Raw genomic sequence first — 26,337 nt, 5'->3', positions numbered from 1 at the left:
GGTCTGTTTTCAGGGGATGCTGCCGGGCAACACGCGGAGGCCGTCGGGGCGGATCAGCCCTCGGCCACCTCGAATTCGTCGAACACGACCTCGCCGGCCGCGTCGGACTCCGCCAGATTGACCTCTCCGAGCAGCGCCCAGCCGTGGTCGCCGTTCGGGTCCTCGAGGACCTGTCGGACCCGCCACAGCGTCGGCTCGACGGTGACCTGGAACAGCAGCGGGCCGCGCGCGGACGGGCCGGTTCCGATCTCGTCGTACTCGTCGAAGTACAACTCCAGCAAGTCCGCCCAGTCGTCGGCGTCGAGACCGTCACCGAGTGCGGCGAGCTCGTCCCAGCGCTGCCGGGACGCCAGTTCGACGCGGCGGAACATCGCGTTGCGGACCATCACCTTGAACGCGCGGGTATTCGCGGTGATCGGCCGCGGGATGTCGGCGCCGAACGCCACCTGCTGGTCGTCGGACTCGGCGCCCGGATTGGTGAGCTGCTCCCACTCGTCGAGCAGGCTCGAATCCACCTGGCGGATCAGCTCGCCGAGCCACTCGGTGAGATCTTCGAGTTCCTCGGTGCGGGCCTCGGCCGGAACCGTCTGCCGCAGTGCGCGATACGCGTCGGCGAGATAGCGCAGCACCAATCCCTCGGATCGCGCGAGGCCGTAGTGGCTCACGAGTTCGGCGAACGTCATCGACCGCTCCACCATGTCGCGGACCACGGACTTGGGGGAGAGGGCGAACTCGCTCATCCACGGATGCCCGGCACGGTACGTCTCGAACGCCGGGAAGAGGATGTCCGCCAGCGGCTTCGGCCACGTGATCTCCTCGAGGAGCTCCATCCGCTCCTCGTACTCGATGCCGTCCGCCTTCATCTCGGCAACGGCCTCGCCGCGCGCCGCGTGCTGCTGCGCCATAAGGATCTGCCGCGGATCGTCGAGCGTCGACTCGATGATCGACACGACGTCGAGTGCGTAGCCGGGGGATTCGGGATCGAGCAGTTCCAGCGAGGCGAGTGCGAACGGCGACAGCGGCTGGTTGAGCGCGAAGTCCCGCTGCAGATCCACTGTCAGTCGCGCCATACGGCCGTACTCGTCGGGCTCGTCGAGTTGCTGCACGATGCCCGCCTGCAGCAGACCCCGGTACAGGCGGATGGCCTTGAGAATGTGCTTGCGCTGCGCCGGTCGCGACTCGTGGTTGTCCTCGAGCAGGTGACGCATGGCCTGGAAGCAGTTGCCCGGGCGAGCGATCACGTTCAGCAGCATCGAGTTGCTCACCGAGAATCGCGAGACGAGCGGCTCGGGAGACGCGACGATCAGCTTGTCGAACGTGCCCTCGCCCCACGAGACGAATCCCTCGGGTGCCTTCTTGCGCTGCACCTTGCGGCGCTTCTTCGGATCGTCGCCGGCTTTGGCGAGCGCCCGCACGTTCTCGATCTCGTGCTCCGGCGCCTGCACGACGACCGTGCCCATCGTGTCGTAGCCGGCTCGTCCTGCGCGCCCGGCGATCTGGTGGAACTCGCGCGCCCGCAACTGACGGGTGCGGGTGCCGTCGAACTTCGTCAGGCCCGTCAGCAGCACGGTGCGGATCGGCACGTTGATGCCGACACCGAGCGTGTCGGTGCCACAGATCACCTTGAGCAGCCCGTCCTGCGCCAGTCGCTCGATGAGGCGCCGGTACTTGGGCAGCATGCCGGCGTGGTGGACGCCGATGCCGTGACGCACCAGGCGCGACAACGTCTTTCCGAACCCTGTGGTGAACCGGAACGCACCGATCGCCTCGGCGATCGCGTCCTTCTCGGCGCGGCTGCACAGATTGACGCTCGTCAGCGCCTGCGCGCGCTCGAGTGCCGCCGCCTGCGTGAAGTGCACGACGTACACCGGGGCCTGATGGGTGGTGACGAGTTCCTCGATCTCCTCGCCGATCGGCGTCTGCGAATACGAGAAATGCAGCGGCACCGGACGTTCGGAGCCCGACACCTCGGTCGTCGGACGTCCGGTCCGGCGGGTGAGGTCCTCACGCAGGTGCGTGACGTCGCCGAGCGTCGCCGACATCAGCAGGAACTGGGCCTGGGGCAACTCGATCAGCGGCACCTGCCAGGCCCAGCCGCGGTCCGGCTCGGAATAGAAGTGGAACTCGTCCATCACGACCTGGCCGATGTCGGAGCCGGCCCCCTCGCGCAGCGCGAGATTCGCGACGATCTCGGCCGTAGCGCAGATGATCGGCGCCGACGAGTTCACCGACGCGTCGCCGGTCATCATCCCGACCTTGTCGGCACCGAACACCTCGCACAGTGCGAAGAACTTCTCGCTCACCAGCGCCTTGATGGGTGCGGTGTAGAACGTGCGACGGCCTTCGGCGAGCGCGAAGAAGTGGGCGCCCAGCGCCACCATCGACTTTCCGGAACCCGTCGGCGTCGCCAGGATCACGTTCGCCCCGGAGACCAGCTCCATGAGCGCTTCCTCCTGCGCCGGGTACAGCTGCAGGCCACGATCGCCGGTCCACGAGGTGAACGCGTCGAAGAGGGCGTCGGCATCGACGTCGGTGGGGCCGACGGTGTCGGGGAGCAGATCGGGAAGCAGCACCGTTACAGGCTAGAGCCTCGCAGGGGCGGACGGGCCACGCGGGCATTCCGGACCCGCGGGTGCGGCGGGCGCCCGTCAGGTGGCGCTGCGCTCGTCGGACCCCATCGCGTCGAGCACCGCCATTCGGGTCTCCGGCGCGCCGGTGATCGTGGACTCGCCGACGCCGTCCGTGAGCAGCGCGCGCCAGCGATCCTCGTCGAACTCGAGCGCCGACGTCGAATCGAGGAAGCTCTCGAGGACGTCGAGGAAACGCATCGGATCGTCCCGGAACGGGAAGTGGCCCGCGTCGTCGAAGACGTCCAGGCGCGAACCCGGCATCGCAGAATGGGCGAGCCGCGCATGGCTGACAGGGATGACCGAGTCGCGTGCGCCCCAGATGAGCTGCACGGGCAGGTTCTCCGTCAGATAACAGCGGTCCAGCATCGTGACCACCTGCCCGCGCCAGTCGACGACGGATCGCAGTGTCCGCAGGTATGCCTCGTATGCCGTGGGATCGGGCAGCCCACCGAGCACCCGGACCAGATCGGGAGTGTCGTGCAGCATGGCGCCCGGGCGGAGCGGCGAACCGTGTATCCGGGACACCACGTCGCCGATCGCCCGCACCGCGGTCATCGCGCCGGGAACGCGCAGCAGCTTGAGGGCCTCGTTGACGACCGGCATCGAGATCAGACGCAACAGCGGGTGGACGTCCTTGGTGACGCCGCCCGCCGACACCAGCACCAAACGGTCGACCATGTGCGGAAACTGGTACGCGAACTGCATCGCGACCCCGCCGCCGAGCGAGTGGCCGACGACCGTCACCTTGTCGATGTCCAGAACCGACAGCAGGTCTCGCATGCCGTTGGCATAAGCCGCCACCGAATAGTCCGCACGCGGCTTGTCCGAACGCCCGTGACCGAGCAGATCCGGCGCGATGACCGTGTACTTCTCGGCCAGGTGCGGAATGATCTCGCTCCAGGTCGACGAGTTGTCGCCGATTCCGTGGATCAGGAGAAGAGCGGGCCCCTCACCGGCGATGCGGAAGGCGCGCCGGTAACCGTGGATGGTCCGGAAGACCATCCGTGGCTCGGTGTCCGGCACCGGGCGGAGCATCCGCGTACGAGAGTCGCTCATATCGCCTCCTGAAGCCACCACCCGCCGGGCGGGCGACGCTCAGATAATCGATCGTCCGAGTATATCCGTGCACCGAGAGCGTAGGTGGCGCAGTTGTCACAAGTGTGACTTCGGATAACGTAAAGGTTTCGTTATCGACGATACCTGGACGAACGACCGAACGGCTCGGCAACGAGATTGCTCAGCGGTCCTCGTCGGTGTCCCGGTCGGTCTCCCCGTCGATACGAGCCTGCTCCGCCAGGAACCGCTCGAACTCGGCTCCGAGTTCGTCGCCGCTCGGCAGATCCTCGTCGCCCGCCAGCAGCGTCGACTGCTGCTCCTGCGCCGCCACGTACGAGTCGTACTGGTTCTCGAGCGCCTTCACCACCGACTGGACCTCCTCGTTGGAGGTGATGTGCTCGTCGATCTGCTCACGGACGCGCGCGGCGGCTTCGCCGAGCGCGACCAGCGGGAGCTCGAGATCTGCGATCTCCATGACGTTCTCGAGCAGCGTCTCGGCGGCGGCCGGGTACTCGGTCTGTGCGAGATAGTGCGGCACGTGCACGGAGAAGCCCACCGACTCGTGTCCGTGCTGGCTCATCCGCAGTTCGAGGAGCGACGACGCGCTGCCCGGCACCTGAAGCTCGCCGGACCAGCGGTGATGATCCTTGATCAATTCCTTGTTCGTCGAATGTGCCGTCACGCTCAGTGGACGGGTGTGGGGGACGGCCATCGGAATGGCGTTGATGCCGACCGTGCGGCGGACGCCCAACTGCTCGGAGAGCAGCCGCACCGCGGTGGTGAACCGCTCCCACCGCAGATCGGGTTCCATGCCTGCGAGGAGTAGGAACGGGGTGCCGGCGGTGTCCCGCAGCGCGTACAGGTTCAGTTGCGGAGCGTCGAAGTCCGAGAAGTGGTCGGCCTTGAACGTCATCGTGGGCCGCCGCGACCGGTAGTCGATCAGCTCGTCCACCGCGAACGACGCGACCAGTTCCGTCTCGAGGCTCTCGCGCAGGTGCTTGGTGGCCAGCTTCACCGCGTGTCCGGCGTCGGAGAAGCCCTCGAGGCCGTGGATCAACACCGGACCCTGGCCGTCGGCCGAGGACAGATGCGGTGCCGGGAATTCCAGCTCGTACATCTTCGACTGCTCGTCCATGACGGCTCCTTTTCGATCGAACGTCTTCTTCCAGTGTCCCTCACCGCCTCCCGTCGTCCGAAAAGGGGAGCCGTGTAGGCGCGCGGCGGGTCGCAACCCGCCACCAGAGGACCAACATCGGCGGCCCGCGAATCATTCCGTGTGGTCCGGCCGTGTGACAGGGTGTGGCTGACGGGCGGGACCGTGAGCGAAACGTGCAGGAGGGCGCCATATGACGCAACGTCGGCTCTGCGCGCTCGCGCTGGGTTCGGTGGTGCTCGTCGCCGGGTGTGGGACGGTTGTCCCCGGCACGGCGACGCCGGCGCGGGAGGCGTCGCCGTCCCGGCCGCTCGGGGAGCTGCTGCTCGAACCGGAGGCCTTCCCGCCTGCCTACCCCGCGGTCGTTCTTCCCGCGCAGGCGGTTTCGCAGGCGGCCCCCGATCTCACCGGGATCGCGACCGGTGCTCGCGTCGTCCCGCCGGGATGCAAGCCGCCGCAACAGGACTACGGACCGAACGGAACCGCGATGGTGGTCGGTACGGATTCGGTGACCCGGTCGACCATCACGGTGGAACTGGTCCGCGCGGGGCCTCCGCTCGCGGAACTCGAGGCGCAGTTGGTCGAATGTCCGGACGTGACCGCGACGGCGAACGGCGTCGACGTGGCGGTGCGGACCACGGTCACTCCGCCGCCCGGCATCGAGGCGGACGACACGCTCGCGCTGCGGCGGACCGTCGAATCCGGGCGGCAGGGCGGCACGGTGACGCAGTCGATGCTCACGCTGATCGCGCAGGTCGCCGATGTGCGGATCCAGGCTACGTACATGTCCTTCGGCGACGAACCGGGTGGCGACGACGCAGCAATCCTCGACGAACTCTTCACCACGGCCGTCCAGAAGGTCCGTACGGGATGAGGGAGCGGCGTTAACACACGACCCTGACAGCGACGGCACCCGAGGCTGCCGGGACGACGGGTTCTGCACAGGCCGGCCGCTCATCCACAGGGCGGGCATCGCCCCAGGTCGCCGCGATCACCGTCGCCGGGTCGGGCGGCATCGTCGTGGCATGACGACACCGACCTCCGCACACGATTCACCCTGTCCCCACGACCCGCGCACGGCACGAGCGGTGCGCATCTCCGATCCCGGCGACCTCGTCAGCGCGGTACCCGCCCTCCTCGGCTTCCACCCGCACCGCTCGCTCGTCGTGATCTGCCTGACCGGAACCTCGGTCGGCGCTGTGATGCGGCACGACCTCCGCCCGGGTGAGACCGCCGTGATGCGCATCGTGCTCGAACAGTTCACCGCGGTTGCCGTTCGTGAAGGCGCCGACCGGATCCTGGTCGTCATGGTCGACGACCGATTGCCCGACCGGCCCTCGCCGTGTGATCTCGCGCCCTACCGGGAGATCGTGACCGTGTTCGACGAGCTTCTCGGGGCCCACGGGATCGAGATCGCCGCGACCCATCTCGTCGCCCGCATCGTGACCGGTGCCGAGTGGACCGGGCTCGACGGGACCGCGCGCGGAGTGCTCCCGGACCCGACGGCGTCGCGGGTCGCCGTCGCCCAGGTTCTCGGGGGGCGCGCCATCCGAGCGTCCCGCGACGAACTCGAGGCCGTGCTGCTCCCGAATTCGCTCGACGACCAGCAACGCGTCGCCTACCTCATCGACGACGCGCGCGCCCGGATCTCTTGCGGAGACGGGGTGGCGCGGACCGCCACCGACCCGAACGGGGTCGACCGGCACGGACTCGAACGGGTGCTCGTCGGGATCGCCCGAACCGCCGCCGGGGAGGAAGCGACAACCGAGGAGTGTGCGGAACTCGCTCTCGTGCTGGAGAATCCGCGGGTGCGAGACGCGTTGCTGGCGTTGTCGGCCGGCGCGTACGCGGACGACGCCGAGCAGTTGTGGATCGCCCTGGCGCGTGCACTACCCGAGCCGGAACGGGCCGAACCGCTCGCGCTCCTGGGGTTCGGTGCGTACCTCCGCGGGGACGGTCCGATGGCAGGGGTCGCACTGACCGCGGCGCTCGCGGCCGACCCCTGCCATCGCCTCGCCACTCTCCTCGACGATGCACTGCAGCGCGGCATGCGCCCGGACGTCCTGCGTGAACTCGCCGACGTCGGCCGCGACATCGCGGCCGAGCTGGGTGTGCCTCTGCCGCCGCTGACCTAGCGCCGCGCGGCGTGCGACCGGTCGCCCAGGGCCTGCAGGTATGTCCAGGCGTCGGAGACGATCTCGTCGAGATCGGTATGCGCTGGGCGCCAGCCGAGTTCGTCGACAGCGCGATCGCTGGAGGCGATCAACACGGCAGGATCACCCGCACGGCGAGGCGCGTCCTCGGCCGCAATCGGCAGACCGGTCACGCGTGCGCAGGCCGAAATGACCTCGCGGACAGAGAAACCTGCGCCACTGCCCAGGTTGTAGATGCGGTGTCGGCCGGCGACCGACGACTCCAGGGCCAGGAGGTGCGCGTCCGCCAGGTCCAGGACGTGGATGTAGTCGCGCACCGCGGTGCCGTCCTTGGTGGGCCAGTCGGTGCCGAACACCGAGATCTTCTCGCGCTGGCCCAGTGCTACCTGGAGAACGAGGGGAATGAGATGCGTTTCCACGACCCGGTTCTCACCGGCGCCCTTGTACGCGCCGGCGACGTTGAAATAGCGCAGGCTGGTCGCGGCGAGCGAGTGTGCGTTCGCGTAGGACGTGATCGCGTGGTCGATCGCGAGTTTCGTGGCGCCGTACGGATTGGTCGGGCGGGTCGGCGCGTCCTCGGTAATGGGGGTGCGCTCCGGCTCGCCGTACGTCGCCGCGGTCGACGAGAACACCAGGCGCGGTGTGCCCGACAGCCGCATCGCCTCGAGCAGTGCGAGCGTCGTCACGACATTGCCCTGCCAGTACTGCTCCGGGCGCTCGACGGACTCGCCCACCAGCGACTGCGCGGCGAAATGCAACACACCGTCGAAACGGGGTGCGCTGTTGCCGGATCCGAGTACGGACCCGGCAACAGCGGCGATGTCACCCTCGATGAACTCGGCGCCCTCCGGCACCGCGTCGGCGTTTCCGGTCGAGAGGTCGTCGACGACGACCACCTCGTGGCCACGTTCGAGCAGCACGGTGGTGCACACGCTGCCGACGTATCCTGCGCCGCCGGTAACCAGAAGTCTCACAGTTCATCTCCTCGCGTGCCGCAGCCGGACACGCGAAGCGAGGCGTCAGACCTGCTTCACCTGGACGGCGTGGGCCATTTCCTCGGGAAGGTCGAATTCGTCGTGACCGGACGCGGTGATCGTCACCGAGCCGGGTCGCGTCTCGACTGTAACCCGGGCGTCGGGCACGACGCCCGCCTCACGCAGCTGCCCGATCAGTTCGGGATCGGACTGCACGTGCTCGGCGAGGCGCCGCACGACCACGGCGGTCGGCTTGCCCGGCGGCACGTCCGTGAGCCTGATCAGCGTTTCCACACTGCCGGACGGGCGGTCCAGGCCCAGGTCCGCCAGACCCGGGATCGGATTGCCGTACGGCGAGGTCGTCGGGTTCTTCAGCACCTCGACGAGGCGCCGCTCGACATCCTCGCTCATCACGTGCTCCCAGCGGCACGCCTCGGCGTGCACCTGATCCCACTCGAGGCCGATGATGTCGACGAGCAGGCGCTCGGCGAGGCGATGCTTGCGCATCACCGCGACCGCGAGGTTGCGGCCCTTCTCGGTGAGCTCGAGATGACGGTCACCCGCCACCTGGAGCAGTCCGTCGCGCTCCATGCGAGCAACCGTCTGGCTCACGGTCGGACCGCTCTGCTCGAGTCGTTCGGCGATCCGCGCGCGGAGCGGGACAACGCCCTCTTCTTCCAAGTCGTAGATCGTCCGGAGATACATCTCCGTGGTGTCGACCAGATCCTTCACTCTCACACCCCTTCGTCTTGCGTGATTCTACCGGGCATTTCGGTTTGTCGGTCCCGCTCCGACACCGACGTGAAACGCGTCGCACGTGTTCCGGTCCGCGCGGTCCCGCGACCGTCTCCTCCACCCCCGTTCGTGGCGCCTCGCGCGGGCGGCATCGCGCCAAGTAGCTTGAGTGAATGGCCGCGTCGTCAGGTCCCGGCAGGGGCACAGCAACCACCGGATCGGATCGCGTCGTGGTCTGGAGTCCGGACTATCTCAGCTATCGCTGGAGTCCGCAGCACCCGATGAACCCGACGCGACTCGACCTCACGATGGCCCTCGCCGACGGACTGGGGCTGATCGAGGGCGCCGAGATGGTCCGACCGGACGCCGCGTCCGACGCCGATCTCCTCCGCATCCACACCCCCGCGTACATCGACGCGGTCAAGCTCGCGGGCGACGCCTCGGACGGGGCGCTGCCCCCGGAACTGGAGACCCGGCACGGACTCGGCACCGACGACAACCCGATCTTTCCCCGGATGCACGAGGCCAGCGCGGTGCTCGCGGGCGGTTCCCTGGCCGCGGCGAAGGAGATCGCGTCCGGCCGCGCACGGCGCGCGGTGAGCATCGGCGGCGGCATGCACCACGCGATGGCCGACTGGGCGTCCGGGTTCTGCGTCTACAACGACGCAGCGATCGCCATTTCCTGGTTGCTGGACAACGGTTTCGACCGCATCGCGTACGTCGACATAGACGCGCACCACGGCGACGGCGTGCAGCACGCGTTCCTCGGCGATCCCCGAGTGATGACCATCTCGATCCACCAGCATCCCGCGACGCTGTGGCCGAACACCGGGTGGTCGAGCGAGGTGGGGTCCGGCGCCGCCGAGGGCACCGCGGTCAACCTCCCGGTCCTGCCGGGCACCAGTGATGCGCTGTGGCTGAGGGGATTCCACGCGGTCGTGCCGGCCGCGATCGCGGGGTTCCGGCCGCAGATCGTGATCAGCCAGTGCGGTGCCGACAACCACCGCGAGGATCCGTTGGCCGATCTCGCCCTGACGGTCGACGGTCAGCGGGCCGCGTATCTCGCGATGCGCGACCTCGCCGACCGGTACGCGGAGGGACGCTGGCTCGCGGTGGGTGGCGGCGGATACGGGCTGGTGCGGGTCGTGCCGAGGTCGTGGACCCATCTCATCGCCGCCGCGCTCGATCGCGAGGTCGACCCCGCCACGGCGATCCCGGACGGCTGGCGTGAGAAGGCGCACGCCATCGCGCCCAGCGTCGACCTGCCGACGACGATGGGGGAGGGCGGCGACACGAAGTACCTGCCCTGGGACGGGCCGGGCGGGACGCCGGAGACCGGTGTCGCCTCGATGGACCGCGCCCTCACCCGCATCGACGCGGCGATCATCGCGACCCGCCGCGCCACGTTCCCACTGCTCGGCCTCGATCCGGAGGATCCCCGTGACTGACGGCACCGCCAAAGACGGCAAGCAAGTCGATCCCGAACGCGCGCGGAACTTTCCGCGGCACTGGCTGGCGGACGTGCTCGCGTCGGACGGAGGCGTCGTCCACCTGCGGCCGATCGTCCCCGAGGACGCCGACAAGCTCGTCGAGTTCCACGGCAAGCTCTCGGAACGCACCCGCTATCTGCGGTACTTCGGTCCGTACCCGACCATGTCCAAGCGTGACGTCGTCAACTTCACGACGGTCGATCATCGCAACCGCGTCGCCTTCGTCGCGATCCTCGGCGACGAGATCATCGCGGTGGGACGCTACGAGCGCCTGCTCGACGTCGGCGACGGCCGCTCCGCCGAGGTCGCGTTCGTGGTCGCGGATGCGCACCAGGGGCGCGGGCTCGGGCCGATCCTGCTCGAGCACCTCGCCGGCGCCGCCGCCGAGAACGGACTGAACATGTTCGTCGCCGAGGTGCTGGCCGAGAACCGCAACATGGTCTCGGTGTTCCGCGAGGCCGGATACCAGGTCAGCCGCAGCTTCGACGGGGGTGTGCTGCGCCTCGAGTTCGCGATCGACCCGACGGAGGCGCTGCTGTCGGTACGGAATTCGCGCGAGCGCGCCGCCGAGGCCCGCAGCGTCCGCAACGTGCTCAGCCCGCGATCGGTGGCGGTGATCGGCGCGTCCACCGACAGCTCCAAGGTCGGCAACGCGGTCCTGGCGAACCTGTTGCAGGGCAACTTCTCCGGGCCGGTCTATCCGGTGAATGCCGAACATCGGTCGGTGCGCGGTGTCCGCGCCTATCCGACGGTGCGCGACATCCCCGACGACGTGGACCTCGCCGTCGTCGCGGTCCCGGCCGAATCGATCGACGCGGTGCTCGACGACTGTCTCGCCAAGGGCGTCAAGGCACTCGTGGTGGTGTCGGCGGGTTTCGGCGAGACCGGGCCCGACGGGCGGGATTCCGAGCGTCGCCTCGTGCACGCGGCCCGTGCGCACGGGATGCGCTTGATCGGACCGAACGCGCTCGGCGTCGCGAACAACGATGTGGCGGTGTCGCTCAACGCGACGCTCGCTCCGGTGCTGCCGAAGCCGGGCCGGGTCGGCTTCTTCTGTCAGTCCGGCGCCCTCGGCATCGCGATCCTCGACCAGGCCGCGAAACGGCACCTGGGCCTGTCGACGTTCGTCTCGGCCGGCAACCGCGCGGACGTCTCCGGTAACGACCTGCTGCAGTTCTGGGACACCGATCCCGACACCGAGGTCGTGCTGCTGTACCTGGAGAGCTTCGGCAATCCCCGCAAGTTCTCCCGTATCGCCCGCCGGGTGGCCCGCAACAAGCCGATCGTCGCGGTCAAGAGCGGCCGGCACGCGGTGCCGCCGGCACACGCCGCGACCGGCGTCGAGATGGACGACTCGATCGTGCGGTCCCTGTTCGAACAGGCCGGCGTCGTGCAGGTCGGCTCGATCTCGCAGCTCTTCGACTGCGCGATGCTGTTCGGCTATCAGCCGCTGCCGGCGGGGCCGCGGGTCGCCGTGATCGGCAACTCGACCGCGCTGGGCGTCCTGGCCGTCGACGCGGCCCGCCGCGAGGGCCTGCAGGTGGGGGAGCCGGTCGACCTCGGCGCGCAGGCCACCCCCGAGTTGTTCGCGGACGCGGTGTCGACCGCACTCGCGTCGTTCGACGTGGACGCCGTCATCGCGGTCTTCGCCCCGCCCGTCGCGGTCGCCGTCGAGCCGTACGCGCAGGCGCTGCGAGAGGCGGTCGTCGAGACCGACAAGCCGATCCTCACCACGTTCCTCGCGGCCGAGGGGATTCCGGACGTACTCGCGGTCCGCGGGCCCGACGGGCATCCGACGCGCGGGTCGGTGCCGTCGTTCCCCGGACCCGAGCGTGCGGCGCTCGCACTGGCCCGCGCGTGGCGCTACGCCGCGTGGCGGGGCCGGCCGGTGTCGAAGGTGGTCCGGCCCAACGGCATCGATCCCGACCGGGCCCGCACCCTCGTCGAGGGCTGGCTGGGAGAGTCGAACGGCCGGTGGCTCTCGGACTTCGAGGCTGCGCAGTTGCTCGAGTGCTACGGCGTCCCCGTGGTCGAGTTCCGTGCGGCCACCACCGAGGAGGAAGCGGTCGCCGCCGCCGACGAACTGGGATACCCCGTCGCGGTCAAAGCGACCGGCGAGCTGTGGCGGCACCGCCCCGACCTCGGTGGCGTACGGCTGGATCTGGTGGGGCCGGACTCGGTGCGCCTCGCGTACCGCGACCTCGCGGCTGCGTCGGGGGAACCGTTGCTGCACGTGCAGAGGATGGCGACCAAGGGCATCGGCTGCGTCGTCGGGGTGCAGGACGACCCGTCGTTCGGTTCGCTCATCTCGTTCGGCCTGGCCGGCGTCATCTCCGACCTCCTGGGAGATCGCGCGTACCGGGTTCTGCCGCTGACCGAGGACGAGGCGACCGAACTGATCGACGCGCCGAAGGCCGCGCCGCTGCTGTCCGGCTACCGCAGCGCCGCGCCGGTGAACAAGAAGGCGCTCGTCGATCTGGTCCAGCGGGTCTCCGCTCTGGCCGACGACCTGCCGGAGGTCCGCTCTCTCGCATGTGAGCCGGTGCTCGCGTCCGCCGAGGGTGCCCAGGTCACCGACGCCCGGGTCCGGATCGGGCCCGAGCCGAGTCTGGCGGACCTGGGGCCGCGCCGACTCCGGGAGTGGTGAGCCCGCAACACCGAGAACGAGAAATCCCGGCCGATCTCCGAACCCGAGGGGGAGGGGCGGAGACCGGCCGGGAAGCCTGTGAGTAGAAGGATCAGCTCGCGTACGCGCGCAGACGATCGGCGCGCTCACCCTGGCGGAGCTTGCCCATCACCTCGCGTTCGATCTGCCGCACACGTTCGCGGGAGAGTCCGAACAGCTTGCCGATCTGGTCGAGGGTGCGCGGCTGGCCGTCGTCGAGGCCGTAGCGCAGACGAATCACCTGCTGCTCACGCTCGTCGAGCGTGGCCAGGACGCTGCGGACATCGCTGTGCAACAGCCCGGCGATCACGGCGTTCTCCGCGGATGTGGCCTCGGAGTCCTCGATGAAGTCGCCCAACGGGGCCTCTTCGTCGTTGCCGACGGGCATGTCCAGGCTCACCGGGTCGCGACTGTGGTCGAGCAGATCGGCGATCTTGTGCTCGGGGATCCCCGACTCCTGCGACAGTTCCTCGTCGGTGGCCTCGCGACCGAGCTGCTGGTGCAGTTCGCGCTTGATGCGGGCGAGCTTGTTGACCTGCTCGACGAGGTGGACGGGGAGCCGGATCGTGCGGCTCTGATCGGCCATACCGCGGGTGATCGCCTGACGGATCCACCACGTGGCGTACGTGGAGAACTTGAAGCCCTTCGCGTAGTCGAACTTCTCCATCGCGCGGATCAGACCGAGGTTGCCCTCCTGGATCAGGTCCAGGAGCGGCATGCCGCGACCGGTGTAGCGCTTCGCGAGGGAGACCACGAGGCGAAGGTTGGCCTCGAGGAGATGGCGGCGTGCCGCCTCGCCGTCCCGCACGATGATCGCCAGATCGCGCTTCTTCGCGGCGGTGAGGCGCTTCTTGTTCGCGAGCACGTGGGCGGCGTACAGCCCCGCCTCGATACGCCGCGCCAGATCGACCTCGTCGGCGGCTGTCAGCAGGGCCGTGCGGCCGATCCCGTTCAGGTAGACGCGAACGAGATCCGCGGCCGGGCTCTGGCCGTCCAGATCGGAGTCGATGGTGCGGGGTCGAGTGGTGCCGGGGCTTGTCATGACCTGCCTCCTCGTCGGGGTGTCTCATATCCCTCAACGCTTCGACGGTCCGGGAAAGTTCCCGAGACGATCCGTCGCCGCAGCCCTTGACCTGCAGGTATCGCGTAGGTCCCCTGAGAAGTTCCTGAGAACGTGCGGGCTCGGGAACGCGTCAGGCGGGTTCGATCAGCCCGTGACGCACCAGCGAGTGCACCAGCGGGATCGCGGTGGCGGTGAGTGACTCCTCGTCCTCGTCGTGCGCGAAGGCGAGCAGCGTGATGAGTTCTTCCAACGCCAGCCCGTCGCCGCGCATTCCCGCGAGCAGCGCCGCCGCCAATTCGTCCACCTCGTGCTGCCACTGCGGGCCGCTGCCGCGGTGCACCCGCGCGACCACCTGCTTCCAGCCGTCGTCGCCGGGCAGGAACACCCGCTCGAGCGCGGTGTCGGGCCGCACCGCGAACCGCGCCCCCAGCACGTCGTGGTCGCGCAGCCACGCGAGACGGTCGAAGTAGGCGAGCGCCTCGTCGCCCAGCGGATCGGTGAAGCCGTGCCGCAGGTCCTCGCACAGGATGTCCGACGGCGCATCGGTCCGTCGCAGGTACACGAACCCGAATCCGACGCCCTCGACGTCGGCCTCGGCGAGATGGTCGAGCCATGCCGCGGCGCGGGCCTGCACGGCGGGATCGCGCAGGTCCCCGCCGCCGTCGCGCAACCAGGTGCCCACGTACAGGGCGGGATCGGCGACGTCGCGCTGGACGATCCATGCGTCGACACCGTGTGCCGGCAGCCACGACGCCACCCGGTGGCGCCAGTCCTCCCCGTCGACGTGCAGCCACGACGCGAGCATCGCGGCCGTTCCGCCCGGTGCGAGGTGGTCCGTGGCTCCGGAGATCATCAGTTCGCTCGCGCCGTCGAGGTCGAGCCCGGAGTCGCGGTAGCTGTTGACCACCCGGGCTTCGCTGACCACGAACGGCGGGTTCGCGACGATCTGGTCGAACGTCCGGCCGGCGACCGGCGCGAACCACGAACCCTCGAGGATCTCGAAGTCGAGTCCGTTGAGCGCGGCCGTGGCCGCGGTCAGGTCGGTGGCGCGCGCGTTGACGTCGGTCGCGGTCACGGCGCCCGCATAGTCCGCCGCGCGCAGCGCCTGGATGCCGCATCCCGTCCCGACGTCCAACACGGTGCCGACCGGCCGGGTCGGGGTGCCCTGGAGCAGCGACAGCGACGCGTGGCCGACACCGATCACGTGGTCGTCGGCGGTCGGGCGGGGTCGCATCGAGCCGTCGAGGTCCGACAGCACCCAGCGAGTGCCGGTGCCGAGGTCGAGCGGCCGCAGATCCAGTTCGGCGCGCACGACGTCGCCGTCGCGAGAGAGCAGGCCTGCCGCCACGGCGTCGTCGATGTCGAGCGGGCTCAGCGCCGATGCCACCGCATCGGCGTCACAGTCGTCACCGAGCAGGAACAGGCGTACCAGGAGTCCGAGGTCGCCGCCGCCCGCGCACGCACGACGTACCGGCACCGGTTCGTGCCTGTCGAGGGCCGCGTGGGCCTCGGGGCCGAGCAGATCGAGGATCGAGTCGGTGTCGAACGCGGCGCGCGTGAGCGCCTCGCGGAGTGGGGCGCACACGGACAGCAGAAGATCACGGGTCACGGGAGCATTGTCGCAGCCGCCGGGTCACGACCGGCCGGCCGCGGACTCATCCCTCGATCGTGCGGTCCGTCCGCGGTTCGATGGCGCGGCCGGTGTTGCGGTTGTCGTACCGACTGGGCTCGTCCTTGGAGCGCGGCGGCCGGTCGTTCGCGATGAGGACCGCGATCCACGGCAGCGGAATCGACAGCGCGATGATGCCGACCGAGATCCAGGCGTTGCCGAACGCGCCGTACGCGAGGGCAGCGAGAATCAGCGCGGGAATCCGGAACGACATGATCGTCAGGTATTTCTTCACGCGCGCCCGGTGCTGATCCTCGATGGACTGCTGTGCCTCGGTGATCAGTGCCGGGTGGCGGGGTGTGCCGCTCTCGGAGGAGTCGCCGAACCCCGATGTTCTAGCCATGGTTCCACTGTTGCACTCTCGGGCGGCAATTGCACATGCGCTTGCGGCATTATTGAGGCGTGAGCACATTGACGAAGGAACGTCCCGACACCACCACCGACGAGACGACCGATGACGATGCCCCGAAGTTCTTCCACTATGTGAAGAAGAACAAGATCGCCGAGAGCGCGGTCATGGGGACGCACGTGGTCGCACTGTGTGGCGAGGTCTTTCCGGTCACCAAGTCCGCCAAGCCGGGCTCTCCCGTGTGCCCGGAGTGCAAGAAGATCTACGACGGATTGCGCAAGGGCGACTGATTCGGCGTTTCGTCGGTGGATGCGTCGCACTCGGGCGCGTCCACCGATTCGGCGTCGCCGGATTGTGACCGATCAGACGAGAAGCGGATCGGTCCGGTCGTGATCCGTCGGGTGATCGCGGTCACCGGGCCGGACTCGTCGGACGCATCGACCGCGGCCTGGGCGGCGATCCAGTCGCGGACCTGCTCCATGCGGGTGGCCCGGGCGGGCCAGAACTCCTGAATGGTGGCGTTGAACTCGGCGCCCAGCACGACCGCGAACCCCAGGAAGAATGTGAAGAGCAGGAACGCGATGGGCGTCGCGAGCGCACCGTACGTGTAGCCGGTGCCCGTCACCCAGGTCAGGTAGTGGCGGAGCACGGTGCTGGCCGCCATGAAGAAGACGCCCGCCAGCAGGGCGCCGCCGAGCAGGCGATGCCAGGGCAGGGACTTCGGCAGCGCAACCTTGTACAGCGTCGTCAAGCCGATGATCAGGAGTAGACCGACTGCGGGGTAGTAGAAGGTGTCCACCACCTCCGATCCGAACGCGTGCCACGACTCCGGCAGGGCCCGGCCGATCATCGTGGGTCCGAGCGCCACCAGCGGGAGCGTGAAGACCGAGAGAATCAGGAATCCCACGTAGAGCAGGAGCGCGAACACCCGTTGCCACACGGGATGGCGTGCGTCCTTCTGCCCGTGCGCCTCGACGATCGAGTCGACGAACGTGGAGATCGCGGAGGATCCCGCCCACAGCGACAGCAGGAAGCCTGCCGAGATGATCTCCGGGCGGCCGCGGCCCAGGACGTCGGTGACGGTGGGCTCGATGATCTGGTCCACCACGTTCTCACTGAACGCGCTGTGACTGAAGGTGATGATCTTCGACTGGATGATCTCGACGGTGTTGGGGCCGAACCAGCCGCCGACGTACCCGAGGCTGCCCAGCAGGCCGAGGAGGAGCGGCGGCAGCGAGAGGGTCTGCCAGAACGCAGCCGTCGCGGACTTGCCGAAGATCGAATCGTTCCACGCCTTGCTCGCGGTCCGGCCGACGACCTGAGCGCACCGCTTCAGCGGTCGGTGCTTCGTCGCTGCCGGAGTCTCACTCATGATGCTTCCAGGATTCCTGACGACGCGCCGAGATGCTCGGTGGGGTGCGGCCGTGTCGCGCGACGATCCTGCCAGCGGGTGTTCACCTGGGGCTTCCGTCGGCGCTCCGAGCTGATGCTGAAACGGTCGGTGGTGGGCGCTAGGCTCCTCGGGGGTCGTTGCCGGAGATCGGGGCTCCGAGACCGTGCCGTGGCAGCAGCCGTGACCCCTGTCAGCGAAGCAAGGAGTGGGAACAACTGTGCGAAGCCAGTGGCAAGGTGCGATGTGAGCGCTGACCCCGGAACTGTCGAAACTGCACCTGCTCCCACCGGCTCCCTCCGAGCGTGGCAGCGGCGCGCCCTCACGAAGTACCTGGCCACCAAGCCGCGGGACTTCCTCGCGGTCGCGACGCCCGGCGCCGGCAAGACGACCTTCGCGCTGCGCGTGGCCGCCGAACTGTTGCGGGACCGGACCGTCGACCAGATCACCGTCGTCGCGCCGACCGAGCATCTCAAGCACCAGTGGGCGGAGTCCGCTGCGCGCAACGGCATCGCCCTCGATTCGAACTTCTCGAACTCGACCGGGCAGACGTCGTCGGATTACCACGGCGTCGTCGTGACGTACGCACAGGTCGCGTCGCACCCGTTCAAACATCACGCCCGCACTGCGGCGCGCCGCACCCTGGTGATCCTCGACGAGATCCACCACGGCGGCGACGCCAAGAGCTGGGGCGAGGCGATCCGCGACGCCTACGGCGACGCGACACGCCGACTCGCCCTCACCGGCACGCCGTTCCGCAGTGACGACAGCCCGATCCCGTTCGTGACCTATGAACCGGACAACGAGGGCCACCAGCGCTCGAAGGCAGACCACACGTACGGCTACTCCGACGCACTCGCGGACGGCGTCGTCCGTCCGGTCGTCTTCCTCGCCTACTCGGGCGAGGCGCGCTGGCGCAACAGCGCCGGCGAGGAGTTCGCGGCCCGCCTCGGCGAGCCACTCAACGCCGAGCAGACCGCGCGTGCGTGGCGTACGGCGCTCGACCCTGCCGGCGACTGGATCCCGTCCGTCCTGACGGCCGCGAACACGCGGCTCGGCCAGTTGCGCGCGGGCGGCATGCCCGACGCCGGCGGGCTCGTCATCGCGACCGACCAGACGGTCGCACGGGCCTACGCGAAGCAACTCGAGGCGATCACCGGCGAGGCGCCGGCGGTAATCCTGTCCGACGACCCCACCGCGTCGAAGCGGATCGCGGAGTTCTCCAAGAGCACTCAGCCGTGGATGGTCGCGGTGCGCATGGTGTCCGAGGGCGTCGACGTGCCGCGGCTCGCCGTCGGCGTCTACGCCACCAGCGCCTCGACGCCCCTGTTCTTCGCTCAGGCGATCGGCCGCTTCGTGCGCTCGCGCGTGAAGGGGGAGACGGCCAGTGTGTTCCTGCCGTCCGTTCCCGTCCTGCTCGATCTCGCCAGCCAGCTCGAGGCGCAGCGCGACCACATCCTGGGCAAGCCGCACCGGGAGAAGGACGGTCTCGACGACGACCTGCTCGCGGACGCGAACAAGCAGAAGGACGAGCTGGGCGAGGAGGAGAAGGCGTTCACGTCGCTGGGCGCCGACGCCGAACTCGACCAGGTGATCTACGACGGTTCCTCGTTCGGGACCGCCACCTTCTCCGGTTCCGACGAGGAGGCCGACTACCTGGGCCTTCCCGGTCTGCTCGACGCCGAGCAGATGCGCGCGCTGCTCAGGCAACGGCAGCAGAGCCAGATCGACAAGCCCGCAGCCGTCGTCGAGGCCCCGGTGCCGCCGCCGGTGCCGCAGGTTGCGGAGCGGGTGGCCTCGGCCGGGCAGCTGGCCAATCTGCGCCGCGAACTGAACTCGCTCGTGGCCATGCACCACCACCGAACCGGCAAGCCGCACGGCATCATCCACGGCGAGTTGCGTCGCGCATGCGGCGGTCCGCCGACGGCGATCGCGACGGTGGAACAGCTCACCGATCGGATCGCGACGCTCCGGCAGTGGTGACAGAGCTCCGGAATAGCCGAAGCGGGCGACCACCGGTGGTGGTCGCCCGCTTCGGGAACTGGAGACGGACGAGCGTCCGCCCGGAGGGCTGACGCGTCAGATCGGGGCCGCGGATGATTCCGAATCGCTCACGATGGTGGCGTTCATCTCACGAAGACGATCGGCATGCTCGTTGGCGTGATGCTGGCAGAAGAGAAGCTCTCCTCCACTCGCGAGCACGGCGCGCACGCGGGCTCCTGCACTGCACCGGTCGCACCGGTCGGCAGCGGTCAACGGGGGGCTGGTCAGTGTTCCGGGCATGACTCCTCCGAACTGGCTGTGGGTTCGCACCCACCGCCTGGGGTCTTCCGCCGCGTCGGGGGTGACGCGGTAGGTCCACTCTGTCAGACGTTCGACTTGACCGGGTTGTTCCCGATTCGCTCCCGGTGTGTCGTCAGTAACAGCACCCGCCCTGAACTCGCACGATGCGATCCGCGACGATAGGGCTGTTCGCTAACAGCTGAGAATTGTCCTGGATGTACGGGGCGCGGGCGAGAGGAACAGTACATGTCGAACACCGGATCCGACCCCGATGCCGTGCTGCTGCACTTGTGTTCGCGGGCCGAGTGGGACCACCTCGACCGGGTCGGCCATCGCACCCCGCCCGGTTTCGAGGTCGACGGCTTCGTCCACCTGTCGACGTCGTCGCAGGTCCACCTGCCCGCGAATCGCCTGTTCGCGGGGCGGACCGATCTCGTGCTGCTGCACCTCGATCCCGCGCGCCTCGGCGCCGAGGTCAGATGGGAACCGGGCGTGCAGTCGGATCCGGAGTCGATGCGCTTCCCGCACCTGTACGGGCCGCTGCCGGCCGCGGCCGTGGTCGAGGTCACCGACTACCGGCCCGGTGCCGACGGGGTGTTCCCGCCCGTGGCCTGACGGGGCCGCGAAACGGAAGGGGGGGCTCGCCGGGAGGGTTCGTGGTCCGCCGCCCGCGCGGAGCGCTACCGTTTATCCATGAACGTCGAAGTGACGCCGCTGCCCGGTATCGGGGTCCGCAAGGACTTCGCACTCGCCACGGGGCGGCGCATCGGGGTGGTCACCCACCGTGACGGGCGCACCGATCTGATCGTCTCCAAGCTCGACGACCCGGACGCCTGCATGGCCTCGATCCCGCTCGAGTCGGAGGAGGCGTCGGTCCTGGCGAACCTCCTGGGCGCGCCACAACTGGTCGCGCAATTGCGGGAGGAGCACCGCGACCTGCCCGGCATCAGCACCCGCCAGCTGCCGATCGGCGAGAATTCGCCGTGGGACGGCCGGACCCTCGGTGAGACCGCGATGCGGACCCGGACCGGCGTCTCCGTCGTCGCCGTGATGCGCGCGGGGCAGGTCGCGCCGTCCCCGAACCCGGACTTCACCTTCACCGAGGGCGATCTCCTGGTCGCGGTCGGTACCCAGGAGGGCCTGGACCACGCCGCCAAGATCCTCGCGCACGGCTGATCCCGGCACGATCGACGCGCGATGACCGGCACCGCACTGGCACTCGTCGAACTCGGCGCTGTCTTCTTCGCACTCGGCGTGCTCGGCCGCCTGGCCGGACGCATCGGCATGTCACCGATCCCGCTGTATCTGATCGGTGGTCTCTGCTTCGGCCAGGGCGGCTTCATCCAACTCGGCGACATCGGCGAGTTCAGCCATCTCGCGAGTGAGATCGGTGTCGTCCTGCTGCTGTTGCTGCTGGGCCTGGAGTACACGGCGTCCGAACTCGTCACCGGACTCAGACGGTCCTGGTTCGCCGGTGTCGTCGATCTTCTCCTCAACGCCGCGCCCGGTGCCGTGCTGGCCTTCATGCTCGGCTGGGGTCCCGTCGGGGCCCTGACACTCGGTGGCGTCACGTACATCTCGTCGTCGGGCATCGTCGCGAAGGTACTCGGCGACCTCGGCCGGCTCGGTAACCGCGAAACCCCGGTGGTCCTCTCGATTCTCGTGTTCGAGGATCTCGCGATGGCGGTGTACCTGCCGATCCTCACCGCGGTGCTCGCGGGCGTGAGCTTCCTCGGCGGGCTGCAGGCGGTCGCGATCTCGTTCGCGGTCATCACGGTGGTGCTCGTCGTCGCGCTGCGCTACGGCAGCGTCGTCTCCGCCATCGTGGACAGCACCGACCGCGAGGTGTTCCTGCTGAAGCTGCTCGGCGCCGCGCTGCTCGTCGCCGGCTTCGCGTCGTCACTGCAGGTGTCTGCGGCGGTCGGCGCGTTCCTCCTCGGCATCGCGATCTCGGGATCCACGGCTCGGAACGCGACGCGACTCCTCGAGCCGCTGCGGGACCTGTTCGCGGCGATGTTCTTCGTCGTCTTCGGACTCAACACCGACCCGACGACCATCCCGCCGGTATTGCTGCCCGCGATCGGCCTGGCAGTCCTCACGACCGCTACCAAGGTGCTCACCGGATGGTGGGCCGCCGGACGCCAAGGCATCGGCACGATGGGCCGGGCACGCGCCGGAGCCGCGCTGATCGCGCGCGGCGAGTTCTCGATCGTCATCGCCGGCCTGGCCGTGTCGGCAGGCGCCGTCGAGGGGGAGCTGGCGGCGCTCGCCACGGCCTACGTGCTGCTGATGGCCGTCGTCGGGCCGGTCGGGGCCCGTATCGCCGAGCCGATCGTCCGGCTCTTCCAGCCGCCCCGACCGAAAGAGGAAGGGGCCCCGAAGGACCCCTTCCTCACCAGCTGACGCGCCGTCCGACCTCTAGTCGAGGTAGTCGCGCAGCACCTGCGACCGCGACGGGTGGCGCAGCTTCGACATCGTCTTCGACTCGATCTGGCGGATACGCTCGCGCGTGACGCCGTAGACCTGACCGATTTCGTCTAAAGTCCGCGGCTGGCCGTCGGTGAGACCGAAGCGCAGACGCACCACGCCGGCCTCGCGCTCGGAGAGGGTCTCGAGCACCGACTGCAGCTGATCCTGCAGCAGCGTGAAGCTCACCGCGTCGACCGCGACGACGGCCTCGGAGTCCTCGATGAAGTCGCCGAGCTGGCTGTCGCCCTCGTCGCCGATGGTCTGGTCGAGCGAGATGGGCTCACGCGCGTACTGCTGGATCTCCAGCACCTTCTCCGGCGTGATGTCCATTTCCTTCGCGAGCTCCTCGGGGGTGGGCTCGCGGCCCAGGTCCTGGAGCAGCTCACGCTGGATGCGACCGAGCTTGTTGATGACCTCGACCATGTGCACGGGGATACGGATCGTGCGGGCCTGGTCGGCCATCGCGCGGGTGATCGCCTGACGGATCCACCACGTGGCGTACGTGGAGAACTTGTAGCCCTTGGTGTAGTCGAACTTCTCGACCGCGCGGATCAGACCGAGGTTGCCTTCCTGGATGAGGTCCAGGAACGCCATGCCGCGGCCCGTGTAGCGCTTGGCCAGCGAGACGACCAGTCGCAGGTTCGCCTCGAGCAGGTGGTTCTTCGCGCGGTTGCCGTCGCGGGTGATCCAGTTCAGGTTGCGGCGATCGGTGGGGGAGGGCTTCTCGCCCTTCTCCGCCATCTCGCCCATCTTGTGCGTCGCGAACAGGCCGGCCTCGATGCGCTTGGCGAGTTCGACCTCCTCCTCCGCGTTGAGGAGCGCGACCTTGCCGATCTGCTTGAGGTACGCACGCACCGAGTCGGCCGAGGCCGTCAGCTCGGCATCCTTGCGGGCCTGTCGGAGGGCCTCGGACTCTTCCTCGTCCCAGACGAAGTCGCCGGACGCCTTGTCCTTCTCGGACGGCTCCTCGGTCTCCTCGTCTTCCTCGACGACGACGTCCTCGACATCTTCCTCGACGAGCTCGCCGTCGGCGACGTCGAGATCGGCGATGTCTACGTCTTCCTCATCGCCGATGTCGTCACCCTTGGCGGCCTTCGTGGTCGCCTTCTTGGTCGTCTTCTTGGCGGCCGTCTTCTTGGCGGCGGCCTTCTTCGCAGGAGCCTTCTTGGCGGCGGCCTTCTTCGCCGGCGCCTTCTTGGCGGCGGCCTTCTTCGCGGGAGCCTTCTTGGCGGCGGGCGCGCTACCGGTAGTGGCCTCGGCAGTGGGAGCAGTGGTCGCTGATTCGGGGGTGGAATCTGCGGTCTGACGCGTATCGGTGGCTGCCACGTACGCCCTTTCGTGACGGTGTCGTGCGGCGTCACGCCAGAGTGGAATTCCGGCGGAGAGGTCTGTCGGGTTTCGCCGACTCACAGTCGGCCACCATCCATTGTAACGACAGCTGGGAAAATGTTACGGAGCGATGCCGTTTTCCACCGCGTCGGACGGGGCGTCGGCCGAGGCCAGCGCGGCACCGACGATGCCCGCAGTGTTGAGCAGAGCTGCGGGAACGACCGGTGTGCGGTTCTCGAGCCGCGGAATCCACTTGTCGTGCTTGCGGCTGATCCCGCCGCCCGCGATGAACAGGTCCGGCCACAACAGGTCCTCGTAGCGGCGCAGCACGCGGGTCACCTCGACGGCCCACTCCTTGTACGAGAGCCCCTTCCCGTCTTTCACCGATGACGCGGCTCGATGTTCGGCTTCCTTGCCGTCGACCTCGAGGTGGCCGAGTTCGGTGTTCGGCAGTAGGACACCGCGGTGCAGGATCGCCGATCCGATCCCCGTGCCGAACGTCAGCAACACGACGACGCCGTCGACGTCCTTCCCGGCCCCGAAACGGTCCTCGGCCACACCGGCCGCGTCGGCGTCGTTGAGGACGGTGACGCCCCGGCCGCCCAGCGACTCGGAGAACAGGGCGCGCGCGTCGGTTCCGATCCACGACGGGTCGATGTTCGCGGCGGTACGGGCGATGCCGGAGGTGACGACACTCGGCAGGGTGATACCGACGGGCCCACTCCAGCCGGCCCGGGCGACGATCTCCGCAACCGTGGCCGCGACGGCGGCGGGTGTCGCCGGGCGCGGCGTCTCGATCTTGATGCGTTCCTCGACGAGTTCTCCCGTCGTGAGGTCGACGAGCGCCCCCTTGATGCCGCTGCCGCCGATGTCGACACCGAACCCACGTGCGCCCACCACCGTCTCCCTCCGTCGGATGACCGTCTGCGTCGAAACAGTAGTTGCTTCCGCAGCATCCGGCCGTGAGACAACGGGGGTGAAGGGTGGTGGGGTGGTTCGCGGTTGTGGTGCTATACACCCATGCACCGCGCGAACAGTCCGTCTGCCGAGACCACCGATACCGATCCGACCTCGACCGACCCTGTCGACCTCCTCCGGGTGGCCGTCGCCGTCGCCGAGGCCGCCGCAGACCACGTGCGGACGCGTCGCCCCGAGGTTTTCGGCGTGATGGGTGCACGAGTGCACGGGAGTGACGGGCAGTCGGTGCGCGCGAAGAGCACCCCCACGGATCCGGTCACCGTCGTCGACACCGAGGCCGAGCAGTTGATCCGGGCACACCTGTCCGAACTGCGCCCCCACGACGCCGTGCTGGGCGAGGAAGGCGGCGGCGACCGCGACGTCCCCGCGGGTGTGCGCTGGGTCGTGGACCCGATCGACGGGACGGTGAATTTCCTCTACGGAATCCCGGCGTACTCGGTCTCCGTCGCCGCCCAGATCGACGGTGTCTCCGTCGCGGGCGCCGTGGTGGACGTCGCTGCGCGCGTGACGTACTCGGCGGCGAAGGGGGAGGGCGCCCGGTTCGTCGACTCGAGTGCGCCGGACGGGGTCGTCGAGGGGACGCTGTCGTGCAACCCCGTCACCGACACCCCGTCGGTGCTCCTGGCCACCGGCTTCGGCTACGGCACCGAGCGTCGCCGCGCGCAGGGCCGGTTGATCGGCGAACTGCTTCCGCACGTGCGCGACATCCGCCGGATGGGGTCGGCCGCACTGGATCTGTGCATGGTCGCGTCCGGACGCGTCGACGCCCACTTCGAACACGGCCTCAACCCGTGGGACTGGGCGGCCGGCGCGCTCGTGGCCAGCGAGGCCGGCGCGCGGGTCCACCTGCCCGGCCCCGAGGTCGGCGGCGCTTCCGGTGAAGTGGTCGTCGCGATGGCGCCGGGTATCGCGGACGAACTCGAGGCTCTGATGCGCTCGGTGGGGGCGTACGCGCCGATACCGTGATCCGGTACGTCAGCAGCGGGCCGTGCGGGCGGCGTCGAGGAGTCCGCTGTCGAGCGGCGCGGGCTCGGCCCCGGCGATGGGGTCCTTCAGGGACTTGAGCACCTCGTCGGCGTCGGCACTGGGCGCGATGTCCTTCGAGTACGTGCCCAGCGCCAGGTCGACGGTGCTGTCGGTCCGGCCGTCCTGGATGAGTTCGGCGCACGGCGCCACGAGCCACAGTGCGCTCGCGGCGGCCAGTCCCTGTTCACCGAACCGGATCTGGCCGTAGCACTGGAGCGTCTGTTCCACGTAGACCGGATCGTTGCCGGCCTGGACATCGGGGGCGCTGGCGAAGCCGTACTCGCCCAGTTGCGCTGCGACGTGCGCGGCCTGTCCGCGTTCGCCGCTCGCGTTGAACACGCGCACCTGTGTCGAGGAGAGGGCGGCCGGGGGAACGTCGAGCAGCGTCCCGCGTCCCACCTTCTCGCCGAGGGGTTGGGGCGTCGGCGCGTCCGCCGACTTCGGCTTCACCGGGGGATTGCAGTCGACGGTGGTCGCAACCACCTCGGGCTCCGTGAGAATGCGGACCCACACCGTGAGGCCGACGAGTGCGAGCACGGAGAGGAGGGCGATCGCGGGCAGCAGGCGGCGCCGGGGAAACCGCCGGCCCTGATCGTCGGTCGAACGGCCTTCGGTGATCAGGGAAACCACGGTGTCTGTCGACCTCTCCGTAGATGAACGCGGTGCGGCGGCCCGCAGGGAAACGGTGTGGTTCCGGCCACGATCCGCCGACGGCGACCGAACTCCTGATCACTGTAGATCCCTGCTCCGTCACCGTCGTGCACATGCCGCGTGCAGGAATGTCTCGGCTCGAGCTGTTGTTGGTGACGATTGACGGACAGTTTTCGGGTGTGTCCGGTTCGGTTGCCACTTTTCCCGATGCGTCGGCTATTGTCTGGCGGCCCCAGTCGTGAGAACACACGATTTCGAGAGGGTCCGGAGGAAG

At 68.9% G+C, this 26,337-nt stretch carries 23 protein-coding genes; 10 read left to right on the top strand and 13 right to left on the bottom strand.

The features are described 5' to 3' along the window. Nucleotides 1-53: 53 nt before the first annotated feature. From ABEU20_RS20350 to ABEU20_RS20340, 3 genes are all read right to left on the bottom strand, one after another. Nucleotides 54-2,573 (bottom strand): DEAD/DEAH box helicase, encoded by a 2,520-nt coding sequence (locus ABEU20_RS20350; RefSeq protein ID WP_420166176.1) that lies wholly within the window; start codon nucleotides 2,571-2,573, stop codon nucleotides 54-56. A 75-nt stretch (nucleotides 2,574-2,648) separates the two neighbouring features. Then, the gene (locus ABEU20_RS20345; RefSeq protein ID WP_420166175.1) at nucleotides 2,649-3,686 is read right to left on the bottom strand and encodes an alpha/beta fold hydrolase; all 1,038 of its coding nucleotides are present in this window, start codon (nucleotides 3,684-3,686) and stop codon (nucleotides 2,649-2,651) included. Between the two features lie 181 nt (nucleotides 3,687-3,867). Beyond that, on the bottom strand, nucleotides 3,868-4,821 hold the full coding sequence (locus tag ABEU20_RS20340) for a proteasome assembly chaperone family protein (protein ID WP_420166174.1): 954 nt from the start codon (nucleotides 4,819-4,821) through the stop codon (nucleotides 3,868-3,870). 211 nt (nucleotides 4,822-5,032) lie between these two features. On the opposite strand from ABEU20_RS20340, the gene ABEU20_RS20335 reads away from it, so the two are divergent. Both ABEU20_RS20335 and ABEU20_RS20330 read left to right on the top strand, forming a co-directional pair. Continuing rightward, the gene (locus ABEU20_RS20335; protein ID WP_420166173.1) at nucleotides 5,033-5,713 is read left to right on the top strand and encodes a DUF5642 family protein; all 681 of its coding nucleotides are present in this window, start codon (nucleotides 5,033-5,035) and stop codon (nucleotides 5,711-5,713) included. 151 nt (nucleotides 5,714-5,864) lie between these two features. Next, nucleotides 5,865-6,974, top strand: a complete 1,110-nt coding sequence (locus ABEU20_RS20330; protein WP_420166172.1) for a DUF4192 domain-containing protein — start codon at nucleotides 5,865-5,867, stop codon at nucleotides 6,972-6,974. Here ABEU20_RS20330 and galE read toward each other — a convergent pair. Beyond that, a complete protein-coding gene (galE, locus tag ABEU20_RS20325; RefSeq protein WP_420166171.1) occupies nucleotides 6,971-7,966 on the bottom strand; it encodes a UDP-glucose 4-epimerase GalE in 996 nt (331 codons plus the stop codon). The genes ABEU20_RS20330 and galE overlap by 4 nt on opposite strands. Before the next feature lie 45 nt (nucleotides 7,967-8,011). Further along, nucleotides 8,012-8,698 carry a metal-dependent transcriptional regulator gene (locus tag ABEU20_RS20320; protein WP_420166170.1) on the bottom strand — a complete coding sequence of 229 codons (687 nt, stop codon included), beginning with the start codon at nucleotides 8,696-8,698 and terminating at the stop codon, nucleotides 8,012-8,014. A 176-nt stretch (nucleotides 8,699-8,874) separates the two neighbouring features. Between ABEU20_RS20320 and ABEU20_RS20315 the strand changes: the two genes are divergently transcribed. Together ABEU20_RS20315 and ABEU20_RS20310 are read left to right on the top strand one after the other, a co-directional pair. After that, nucleotides 8,875-10,149, top strand: coding sequence for an acetoin utilization protein AcuC (locus ABEU20_RS20315; RefSeq protein ID WP_420166169.1), 1,275 nt, complete (start codon nucleotides 8,875-8,877; stop codon nucleotides 10,147-10,149). Beyond that, entirely contained in the window at nucleotides 10,142-12,838 is a 2,697-nt protein-coding gene (locus ABEU20_RS20310; RefSeq protein WP_420166168.1) for a bifunctional acetate--CoA ligase family protein/GNAT family N-acetyltransferase, read from the top strand. The genes ABEU20_RS20315 and ABEU20_RS20310 overlap by 8 nt, the downstream gene beginning before the upstream one ends. 91 nt (nucleotides 12,839-12,929) lie before the next feature. Here the strand turns inward: ABEU20_RS20310 and ABEU20_RS20305 are convergent, their stop codons facing one another. The 3 genes from ABEU20_RS20305 to ABEU20_RS20295 all read right to left on the bottom strand — a co-directional run bounded on the left by ABEU20_RS20305 (nucleotide 12,930) and on the right by ABEU20_RS20295 (nucleotide 15,931). Then, entirely contained in the window at nucleotides 12,930-13,898 is a 969-nt protein-coding gene (locus ABEU20_RS20305) for a sigma-70 family RNA polymerase sigma factor (RefSeq protein ID WP_420166167.1), read from the bottom strand. 151 nt (nucleotides 13,899-14,049) lie between these two features. Further along, a complete protein-coding gene (locus ABEU20_RS20300; RefSeq protein ID WP_420166166.1) occupies nucleotides 14,050-15,528 on the bottom strand; it encodes a DUF7782 domain-containing protein in 1,479 nt (492 codons plus the stop codon). Between the two features lie 46 nt (nucleotides 15,529-15,574). After that, entirely contained in the window at nucleotides 15,575-15,931 is a 357-nt protein-coding gene (locus tag ABEU20_RS20295; RefSeq protein WP_420166165.1) for a DUF3099 domain-containing protein, read from the bottom strand. Nucleotides 15,932-15,990: 59 nt separating this feature from the next. Here ABEU20_RS20295 and ABEU20_RS20290 point away from each other — a divergent pair, with 59 nt between their 5' ends. Continuing rightward, nucleotides 15,991-16,227: a DUF3039 domain-containing protein gene (locus ABEU20_RS20290; protein WP_420166164.1), complete on the top strand. Its 237-nt coding sequence runs from the start codon at nucleotides 15,991-15,993 to the stop codon at nucleotides 16,225-16,227. On the opposite strand, the gene ABEU20_RS20285 is transcribed toward ABEU20_RS20290, so the two are convergent. After that, nucleotides 16,200-17,309: a YihY/virulence factor BrkB family protein gene (locus tag ABEU20_RS20285; RefSeq protein WP_420166163.1), complete on the bottom strand. Its 1,110-nt coding sequence runs from the start codon at nucleotides 17,307-17,309 to the stop codon at nucleotides 16,200-16,202. The two genes, ABEU20_RS20290 and ABEU20_RS20285, sit on opposite strands and share 28 nt — an antisense overlap. A 264-nt stretch (nucleotides 17,310-17,573) precedes the next feature. Here ABEU20_RS20285 and ABEU20_RS20280 point away from each other — a divergent pair, with 264 nt between their 5' ends. After that, nucleotides 17,574-19,310: a DEAD/DEAH box helicase gene (locus tag ABEU20_RS20280; RefSeq protein WP_420166162.1), complete on the top strand. Its 1,737-nt coding sequence runs from the start codon at nucleotides 17,574-17,576 to the stop codon at nucleotides 19,308-19,310. A 96-nt stretch (nucleotides 19,311-19,406) separates the two neighbouring features. Here the strand turns inward: ABEU20_RS20280 and ABEU20_RS20275 are convergent, their stop codons facing one another. Continuing rightward, the gene (locus tag ABEU20_RS20275) at nucleotides 19,407-19,610 is read right to left on the bottom strand and encodes a DUF7455 domain-containing protein (protein WP_420166161.1); all 204 of its coding nucleotides are present in this window, start codon (nucleotides 19,608-19,610) and stop codon (nucleotides 19,407-19,409) included. A 246-nt stretch (nucleotides 19,611-19,856) separates the two neighbouring features. On the opposite strand from ABEU20_RS20275, the gene ABEU20_RS20270 reads away from it, so the two are divergent. From ABEU20_RS20270 to ABEU20_RS20260, 3 genes are all read left to right on the top strand, one after another. Further along, a complete protein-coding gene (locus ABEU20_RS20270) occupies nucleotides 19,857-20,225 on the top strand; it encodes a DUF952 domain-containing protein (protein ID WP_420166160.1) in 369 nt (122 codons plus the stop codon). A 78-nt stretch (nucleotides 20,226-20,303) separates the two neighbouring features. Then, nucleotides 20,304-20,786 carry a cation:proton antiporter regulatory subunit gene (locus ABEU20_RS20265; protein WP_225023116.1) on the top strand — a complete coding sequence of 161 codons (483 nt, stop codon included), beginning with the start codon at nucleotides 20,304-20,306 and terminating at the stop codon, nucleotides 20,784-20,786. 21 nt (nucleotides 20,787-20,807) lie between these two features. Further along, nucleotides 20,808-22,013: a cation:proton antiporter gene (locus ABEU20_RS20260; protein WP_420166159.1), complete on the top strand. Its 1,206-nt coding sequence runs from the start codon at nucleotides 20,808-20,810 to the stop codon at nucleotides 22,011-22,013. A gap of 15 nt (nucleotides 22,014-22,028) precedes the next feature. Here the strand turns inward: ABEU20_RS20260 and ABEU20_RS20255 are convergent, their stop codons facing one another. Both ABEU20_RS20255 and ppgK read right to left on the bottom strand, forming a co-directional pair. Next, the gene (locus tag ABEU20_RS20255; protein ID WP_420166158.1) at nucleotides 22,029-23,405 is read right to left on the bottom strand and encodes an RNA polymerase sigma factor; all 1,377 of its coding nucleotides are present in this window, start codon (nucleotides 23,403-23,405) and stop codon (nucleotides 22,029-22,031) included. A 123-nt stretch (nucleotides 23,406-23,528) separates the two neighbouring features. After that, entirely contained in the window at nucleotides 23,529-24,305 is a 777-nt protein-coding gene (gene ppgK, locus ABEU20_RS20250) for a polyphosphate--glucose phosphotransferase (protein ID WP_420166157.1), read from the bottom strand. A gap of 123 nt (nucleotides 24,306-24,428) precedes the next feature. On the opposite strand from ppgK, the gene ABEU20_RS20245 reads away from it, so the two are divergent. Next, on the top strand, nucleotides 24,429-25,352 hold the full coding sequence (locus tag ABEU20_RS20245; protein WP_420166156.1) for an inositol monophosphatase family protein: 924 nt from the start codon (nucleotides 24,429-24,431) through the stop codon (nucleotides 25,350-25,352). A 9-nt stretch (nucleotides 25,353-25,361) separates the two neighbouring features. Here ABEU20_RS20245 and cei read toward each other — a convergent pair whose 3' ends face one another. Continuing rightward, entirely contained in the window at nucleotides 25,362-26,042 is a 681-nt protein-coding gene (cei, locus tag ABEU20_RS20240) for an envelope integrity protein Cei (RefSeq protein ID WP_420166155.1), read from the bottom strand. Nucleotides 26,043-26,337: the final 295 nt, after the last annotated feature.

The sequence above is a fragment of the Rhodococcus parequi genome (genome assembly GCF_046042785.1).
In the GTDB taxonomy this organism is placed as follows: Bacteria; Actinomycetota; Actinomycetes; order Mycobacteriales; family Mycobacteriaceae; genus Prescottella; species Prescottella parequi.
Note: the sequence above shows the minus strand (reverse complement) of the source record. Positions and strands in the feature narration are given on the sequence as shown.